Source organism: Moorena sp. SIO4E2 (assembly GCF_010671945.1).
Classification (GTDB): Bacteria; Cyanobacteriota; Cyanobacteriia; order Cyanobacteriales; family Coleofasciculaceae; genus Moorena; species Moorena producens.
The window spans coordinates 5256-7407 of sequence record NZ_JAAHIE010000376.1; the positions used below are offsets into that span (position 1 = coordinate 5256).

Here is a 2152-nt window from a genome sequence, read left to right on the forward strand (position 1 = left end):
ATTATTGCTGCTACCAACCGCCCAGATGTTCTTGATGCTGCCCTACTACGCCCTGGTCGTTTTGATCGACAAGTAGTAGTAGACCGTCCTGATTATGCCGGACGTTTGGAAATTCTCAACGTTCATGCTCGTGGTAAAACCCTTGCCAAAGATGTGGATCTCGAAAAGATTGCCCGTCGGACCCCTGGTTTCACCGGAGCAGATTTATCCAACTTGCTCAATGAAGCAGCAATTTTGGCAGCCCGTCGCAACTTAACCGAAATCTCGATGGATGAGGTTAATGATGCCATTGACCGGGTGCTTGCAGGGCCAGAGAAGAAAGACCGGGTAATGAGCGAGAAACGCAAAACCCTCGTAGCATTTCACGAAGCAGGTCACGCCCTTGTGGGTGCCTTAATGCCCGATTATGACCCAGTGCAGAAAATTAGCATTATTCCTCGGGGTCGTGCTGGTGGTTTGACTTGGTTCACCCCTAGCGAAGACCGGATGGATTCAGGCATGTTTTCCCGTTCTTACCTGCAAAATCAGATGGCAGTGGCCTTAGGTGGTCGGATTGCTGAAGAAATTATCTTCGGTGAAGAAGAAGTGACCACAGGTGCTTCCAATGACTTGCAACAGGTGACTCGGGTGGCACGGCAGATGGTGATGCGCTATGGTATGAGCGATCGCCTTGGCCCAGTAGCTCTAGGACGGCAGAATGGCAGTATGTTCCTAGGTCGGGATATTGCCTCAGACCGGGATTTCTCAGATGCCACAGCATCAACCATTGATGAAGAGGTTCGCAAGCTAGTTGATGAAGCCTACGAACGGGCTAAGAATGTAATTCTTGGCAATAAGCACATCCTCGATAAGCTTGCTGAAATGCTGATTGATAAAGAAACCGTAGATGCTGAGGAACTCCAAGAGATTCTAAGCACTAACGATGTCAAGATGGCTGCGATCGCTGTTTAACACAAGGCGATGTAGGCAATCACCTAGGTAAATACAATAATGGTGAATACAATAGTCTCTAGCTATTAATCATCCTTAACAGGATACCGTAACAGGACAGTGTAACTAAGCACTGTCCTGTATTATTTTGAGATTAAATCTTAAAAAAAAATAATGATATAACTATTCCTGTTCAAAATTCCATAAGCTAATCTAAATAATCTCGAATTCCATAGATTCCCCACGTGTGAATCTATGGCAAGGAGCGCGATCCTAAATCCGAAGGATTTTTTTGTAATACTATAGTCAAACCAAGCTAGGGGTGCCTGAGAAACCAGGCTGAGATTACACCCTTAGAACCTGAGTCCGGTTAATACCGGCGGAGGGAAGCTGTCATCGAGGAAATTAAATATGCGTATTGAATGGGTTGCCAAGCGCCGTGGTCAGAGCAATGTGACTCAAATGTACTATGCTCGCCAGGGTCTCCTGACAGAAGAGATGCACTACGTAGCCCAGCGGGAAAACCTTCCCGTTGAGCTGATCAAAGATGAAGTGGCACGGGGGCGAATGATTATCCCCGCCAATATCAACCACACTAACCTAGAGCCAATGTGTATTGGTATCGCCTCCAAATGTAAGGTGAATGCCAATATCGGTGCCTCCCCCAACTCTTCTAATATTGATGAAGAGCTAGAGAAGGTTAACTTGGCCGTGAAGTACGGGGCCGATACCGTTATGGACTTGTCTACAGGTGGTGGCAACTTGGATGAGATTCGTTCCGCCATCATTAATGCCTCACCCGTACCCATTGGCACAGTACCCGTTTACCAAACCTTAGAAAGTGTCCACGGCAAGGTGGAAAACCTTACTGCCGATGACTTTCTCCACATCATTGAAAAGCATGCTCAGCAAGGAGTTGACTATCAAACCATCCACGCTGGCATCTTAATTGAACATCTGCCTTTGGTCAGAAACCGCCTAACCGGCATTGTTTCTCGTGGTGGTGGTATCCTAGCCAAGTGGATGCTCCATCACCACAAGCAAAATCCCCTCTATACCCACTTTGACGACATTATCGAGATTTTCAAGAAATATGATGTCTCCTTCAGCTTAGGGGATTCCCTGCGTCCTGGCTGCACCCATGATGCATCTGATCAAGCCCAGTTAGCAGAATTGAAAACATTGGGGCAGTTGACTCGTCGTGCTTGGGAACATGATGTAC

At 47.1% G+C, this 2152-nt stretch carries 1 protein-coding gene, 1 pseudogene and 1 riboswitch; the gene and the pseudogene both read left to right on the plus strand.

Features of this window, described 5'->3' with window-relative positions:
* A pseudogene (ftsH3, locus tag F6K37_RS27735) lies at window positions 1-951 on the plus strand (ATP-dependent zinc metalloprotease FtsH3); the annotation flags it as partial.
* Window positions 952-1238: 287 nt separating this feature from the next.
* Window positions 1239-1335, plus strand: a riboswitch (TPP riboswitch).
* A gap of 6 nt (window positions 1336-1341) precedes the next feature.
* Window positions 1342-2152: phosphomethylpyrimidine synthase ThiC (locus F6K37_RS27740; protein ID WP_287253629.1), on the plus strand; the 811-nt coding region annotated here is incomplete at its 3' end.